The sequence below is a fragment of the Streptacidiphilus anmyonensis genome, assembly GCF_000787855.1.
Lineage (GTDB): Bacteria > Actinomycetota > Actinomycetes > Streptomycetales > Streptomycetaceae > Streptacidiphilus > Streptacidiphilus anmyonensis.
On sequence record NZ_BBPQ01000106.1, the window covers coordinates 14043 to 19451 of the forward strand.

Annotated in this window: 5 protein-coding genes; 2 read left to right on the forward strand and 3 right to left on the reverse strand. The window is 64.8% G+C overall.

The genetic code is table 11. The features are described 5' to 3' along the window. Both TR50_RS47395 and TR50_RS46320 read left to right on the forward strand, forming a co-directional pair. The coding region (locus TR50_RS47395; RefSeq protein ID WP_160311272.1) for a DNA/RNA non-specific endonuclease at nucleotides 1–883 on the forward strand (883 nt) is incomplete at its 5' end. Nucleotides 884–885: 2 nt separating this feature from the next. Then, nucleotides 886–1443: a hypothetical protein gene (locus TR50_RS46320; protein ID WP_152648905.1), complete on the forward strand. Its 558-nt coding sequence runs from the start codon at nucleotides 886–888 to the stop codon at nucleotides 1441–1443. Nucleotides 1444–1629: 186 nt separating this feature from the next. Here the strand turns inward: TR50_RS46320 and TR50_RS40140 are convergent, their stop codons facing one another. The 3 genes from TR50_RS40140 to TR50_RS40150 form a co-directional block, all read right to left on the reverse strand. Beyond that, nucleotides 1630–2109 (reverse strand): DUF6368 family protein, encoded by a 480-nt coding sequence (locus TR50_RS40140; RefSeq protein WP_500804299.1) that lies wholly within the window; start codon nucleotides 2107–2109, stop codon nucleotides 1630–1632. A 146-nt stretch (nucleotides 2110–2255) separates the two neighbouring features. Further along, nucleotides 2256–3722: a group II intron reverse transcriptase/maturase gene (gene ltrA, locus TR50_RS40145; protein ID WP_042434767.1), complete on the reverse strand. Its 1467-nt coding sequence runs from the start codon at nucleotides 3720–3722 to the stop codon at nucleotides 2256–2258. A gap of 628 nt (nucleotides 3723–4350) precedes the next feature. Continuing rightward, nucleotides 4351–5409 (reverse strand): IS3 family transposase (locus TR50_RS40150; RefSeq protein ID WP_152648906.1); only part of this gene is annotated, 1059 nt, incomplete at its 5' end.

Below are 5409 nucleotides of genomic sequence, written 5' to 3' on the forward strand. Positions count from 1 at the left end.
CGGGTGCACCGGATACTGCCCGCCACCGTTCGACCCCAATCCTGTCAACCAGCGACCTCACATCCACGACAACCCGTTCGTCGACTGGGTCGAGAAAGAACTCAGCCACGCAGCCAAGGGTCTCGCCACCGGCGTAGCCGTTGGAGTAGGCGCATTCGAGGGTGGCGCTGTCGCGCTGGCAGACACCCTGACAGCCGACGTCGTAGACGCTACGTTTAACGAACTCGTGGCCGACTTCTTCGACGAGCCAGCACCCGAACCGACCGTCGAGCCTAATCCTGAGCCAATTGCCGACCCGGGTGGGGACGGTGTCGTGACTGATCAGAAGAAGCGTCGCCAGCCCACGTGCCTTGACCGCAGGCCGTATCCTTCATACACCAATGGGCCGGACGATGGCTGGACGTATTATGCGCCCACGGGGGCGAAGGGGCAGGCTACTGGCGCGGAGGGGTGTTTCTATCTCGGCTTCAGCGATGGGGGCAGATCGAACGCCAGGGGTCCGGGCATGGCAGAAGCTAGGGCGCGAGCGGAGCAGCTTTACCCCGGCGCAAAGGGTGGCAAGCTGGTCAACAGCTGTCATCTGATCCCTGGCAGTACTGGTGGCCTTGGCTTGGACGGCAATCTCTCGCCGTGCTGGCGTGCAGTGAATGTTGGGGGCATGGATGCTATCGAGTCTGAGATTCGGAAACTGGTCAAGGACGACCCACGAGACCTTGTAGTGGATATGTCGGTCAAGCCAGAGTGCTTGCTGGCTGGTTGCACGATTCCCCACTACTACCGATACCGATTTACCGTGCGAACGCGCGATGGGCAGTTGGTTGACATCCACTCCGCGGATGTTGAGAATGAATACAACGGACACTACCTTGACGGAAGCAGATAGATATGCGCGATAGCCTCGCAATCTTTGCTGCTGCCGCCGGCCTCGAAGTCGGCGAGCCGCTCTCGGTCCCCTGGGGGAGATCTGACAGTGAAATCGGAATCAGCTTCCCGGCTGATTATCGCGATTTCATGGAATATTTCGGCCCTGGGGAGCTCTGGGGAGATCTTTCTGTTGTTGCACCCTGGTCTCGACTGCGAGGTGAGCAGGGGGGGTTCGGGGCCTTTGTCGACTATTTCGCCGCTGGCATGGGTGGAGCCCTCGTCAGGATGCGCGAAGAGGATTCGGGGCGATGTCCTTATCCAATATTTCCGGAGGTGGGTGGGCTTCTTGAATGGGGCAGCAATTTTAATGGTGATACCTGCTTCTGGCTGACGCAAGGCAGCAATCCGGATTCTTGGCCAACCATTGTCTGGTTGCGGGGGAGGAACTTTGAAGATCCCTGGTGTCGCTATGATGTTGGGTTCCTTGACTTTCTGAATATGGTGGTCGTCGGGGATGACCCCGTGTTGAATGATCTCGTTTATCCCCGAGAGGGCCCTATTTGGACGCCTATTTGTTGAAGTGCGCCGGTTGATCGGCTGCGAGCATGTCCCGGCCCGAATTCACTGGCTTCGATCATTTGCGGCGGTGGTGCCAATCCGGAATGGAAGCGTAGGGTTGCCTTCTTTGCGGCCCTAAGGGCTGTCCCGCTACTGAAGTTGAAAGCGTGATGTCGGGCAGGTCGGCGTCCGAGTAGCCGTGTTGAGCTACTTCAGCAGTCGAAAGCCCGGGGTGGCTGCGAAGGCGCGCAGGAAGGCGCTTCCGCCTGTGGCGTAGGCCGCGCCTTCCTCGACATCCATCGCAAGGACTCCGGGCAGTTGGCGGGCGGTGTCCACTTGGTGGTCGTAGAGCGACACGACAGCCACGCCGCCCGTCAGGTCCACGATGTCCGCGCTGAGTCGCGCGACGGTGAAGTGATAGGGCTGTCGGGACGCCCACGCCAAGACGCAGAGGATGTTCGTGGGGGTGAAACCGAGCAGGGGCAGCAGGTACTCGGATTCTTCCGAGAACTCGCCTTGCTCGTAGAAGCCATCGCAGCCGTCGCCGTGTCCCGCTCCGTCGATACTCACGGTTATGTGGCACGATCCGGTGGACGGACTGTCCGGCCAGGGGTGGACGAGGCCCAGGCGAGCCAGACGGACCTGAACGTCCCAGATGTCCGTCTCGAACGACGTGTCCCGCTGCAGGGTCGCACGTCGATCGCAGCGGTTGAGTCGGCCTGAAGCGCGGTTCCGGTGTTGTCACCGGTCCGTTTCTTCAGGCCGCTCTCCGAACCCGGCGTACTCGTCTCCGAGTACCGGGCTCTCCACAGTTCCTCTCGTCGGGCTGGTTGTCAGGTTGTGGGCCAGGGGCTGGGGATCGTGTCGCCCCGGTAGCGGTACCGGGTGATCGCCGGTGTCCGCGCCAGGTTGATCAGTTCGATCCCGTCCGCGGTGATCGGCAGCCATGTCCCGTGGGGACCGAGGAGCCAGTTGCGGACGTCCTTCCACGACCAGCGGTGCATTGTCTTGAGCCACATGATCACGCGATGCCAGAGGAAAGCCCCCAGCATCCGGAACGTGTGCTTCGCGACGGCGTGCCGGAAGTAGTTGGCCCAGCCGAGCGTGATCTGGTTGAGCCGGATCAGCACGTCCCTGGAGTCGGCCTGTGACGTCCTGCGGGTCAGGGCACGGATCTTGTCCTTCACCGAGCGGATGGGCCGCGCGGCGATGAACACGTAGACGTACCACTTGCTGCTTCCTCTCTTGCGGCGCCGCCGGATGCGGAACCCGAGGAAGTCGAACCCGTCCTCGATGTGCACGATGCGGGTCTTGGCTGGTGACAGCCTCAACCCGAGGGGTTCGAGCACGGAGGCCACTTCGTCCTGGAGGAGCGCCGTGTCCTCGGCGGAGCCATGCACCATGATCGCGAAATCGTCCGCGTAGCGGACGATTCGCCAGTTGGGCAGGCCGTGCCGACGGCGTTTGCGACGCGCGTATTGGCTATCCATCTTCCCGCCGGGCCGCCAGTCGCGGTGCAGGTGCTCGTCGAGCGCCGACAGTGCGACGTTGAAGATCAGCGGGGAGAGGATGCCGCCCTGCGGGGTGCCGGTGTGGGTGTCCCGTCGCTGGCCGTCCTCGCTGAGGATGCCCGACTTGAGGAATGCCTTGACCAGCGCCAGGACACGCTTGTCCTTGACACGTTTCCGCACGGCGTCCATGACGGCCCGATGGGAGACGTTGTCGAAGGCCGCTTCGATGTCGGCGTCCAGCACCCAGTGGTACCCCTTGGAGCCGAAACGCTGGATCTCCGCGATCGCGTCCTGAGCCCGCCGTTTGGGCCGGAACCCGTAGGAGACCGGCACGAAGTCAGCCTCGAAAATTGGCTCCAGCACCAGCTTCAGCGCGGCCTGGACGGTCCGGTCCGCCACGGTGGCGATGCCGAGTCTGCGGACCTTTCCCGACCCGCCCGGCTTGGGGATCTTGCGCTCCCTCACCGGCAGGGGCCGGAACGCGCCGGACTTCAGGTCCGAGCGCAGACCGTCCAGGAACCCGGGAGCTCCGATGTCCCGCTCGACGTCGGTGACGGTCAAGCCGTCCACGCCGGCGGTTCGGGCTCCCTGGTTGCCCGCGACCCGGTCGAACGCCACAACGAGCGTTGCCGGGTCGTGAACGAAGTTGAACAGGTCGTCGAACCGGCGGCCGGGGTCGGCCACCGCCCAACGGTGAAGCTTGGCCTGCATCTCCAGTACCCGGCCGAAGGGCCCCAGCAAGGGGCCTCCTTCCAGAGCGCCGCCGTTCGGCGGTGCGTCTTCCGGCATTGCAGTCTCCTTCCCTTCATGGAACTGCTGCCGCCCTTCCCCTCGTGCCGGGCTTTCCCCGGCTCCGAGTACTACGGCGGCTCCGTCCCCTCCCGCACCGGTCGACCGACGGTGGGCCCAGCCTCGAACCCCGCGCTGGCGGCGCGAAGTCAGGGCAGATCCGGGAGGGTTCCCGTGTTCACTGCTGACCGTTCGTCGCAGGAGGTGCCCGACTCTGCCCCGGCGGCATCGCCACGGTTACGCCGCAGACCTTCACCGTGGCCTCCCGGGCCTGCACCAACAGACCTGCCCGAGAGTTCCCCGCTCCCCGTTGAGGGAGTGGGTGCGCGCCGCATCCGGCCCAGATCCGCCAGGTTCGAGCCGGTGACTCATTACGGGGCGTAAACGCCGGTTCCTCGCGTACACCTCTGCGTCTCGCTCGCCGGACCCGACCCATCTGGCAGTGCTGGGCCGTCCCGGCTTTGTCACGGCTGCTCCCGCCCTCGCCGACACCTCTCGGTTCAGGCTGCCGTCAGCTACGCTCGCCCCGCTGCGACGGGGATCGCGGCGCAGGTCTTTCACCTCCGCTCGGTCAAACAGCGCTTTCCACGGCGCACGAAGTTGTCAAGTCAACTGAGACGGTCTGATCTCAGGCGTTCTGTGGTTCGGGTTCCGTTTCGTTCTTCGGTTCGTTGATCCAGACCTGCTCGGGTATCCGGGGTGGTCGGGGGCGGCGGGCGAAGCGTTCGGGGTGCCGGTCGTATGCCTCGGCCAGTGTCACGGTGCGCTGTTCGCGGACCAGGTCGGCGGTGCCGAAGTGCACCGAGGCCGGGGTGTGCAGGCCGATGCCGGAATGACGGTGCTCGTGGTTGTAGTACGCGATGAAGCCCGTGCACCAGTCCCGGGCCTCCGTCAGGGAGTTGAAGGAATCCGGGTACTCGCCGCAGTACTTGATCGTTTTGAAGTTCGCCTCGCTGAACGGGTTGTCGTTGCTGACCTTCGGCCGCGAGTGCGACCTGGTCACCCCGAGGTCGATCAGGAGTTGGGACACCTTCTTGCTGGTCATCGAGGTGCCGCGGTCGGCGTGGACGGTCTCGGGGACGATGCCGTTGCGTTCGATGGTGTCGCGGATCAACTCCTCGGCGCGGTCCGCCGATTCGGCGCGCTCGACAGTGAAGCCGCAGATGTAGCGGCTGTAGATGTCGATGATCACATAGAGGTGGAACCAGACGCCCTTGTCCGGGCCGCGCAGTTTCGTGATGTCCCAGGTCAGGACCTGGCACGGAGCCGTCGCCACCAGCTGCGGGACGGTCCTGGTGGGGTGCGTGGCCTGACGGCGCCGCTCGCCGTTCTGCCCGGCGGCGGCCAGGATTCGGTACATCGTGCGTTCCGAGCACCAGTAGCGGCCCTCGTCCAGCTCGCGGGCCCAGATCTGCGCGGGTGGCAGGTCGACGTACTCGGGCCGGTTCATCAGGGCCAGGATCTGTTCGCGCTCGGCCTGGCTCAGGGCCGAGGCCGGCGCCGGGCGCGGTGCCCGCGGCTTCGGCGCGGGCGGGTTCAGCCTGCGGTAGTGGGTCGCGCGGGAGCGGCCGGTCAGACGGCATGCGGCCGTGGTGGTCAACTCCCGCTCCAGCGCGGGGAAGAGGTCGTCGACAACCTGGTCGACAGCGGGCGTCAGTCCGCGCTCTCGGAGAGCAGTTCCAAGCTT

Coding starts and splice junctions, on each gene's coding strand:
- ltrA (WP_042434767.1), bottom strand. CDS start 3,722: ATGCCGGAAGACGCACCGCCGAACGGCGGCGCTCTGGAAGGAGGCCCC.
- TR50_RS46320 (WP_152648905.1), top strand. CDS start 886: ATGCGCGATAGCCTCGCAATCTTTGCTGCTGCCGCCGGCCTCGAAGTC.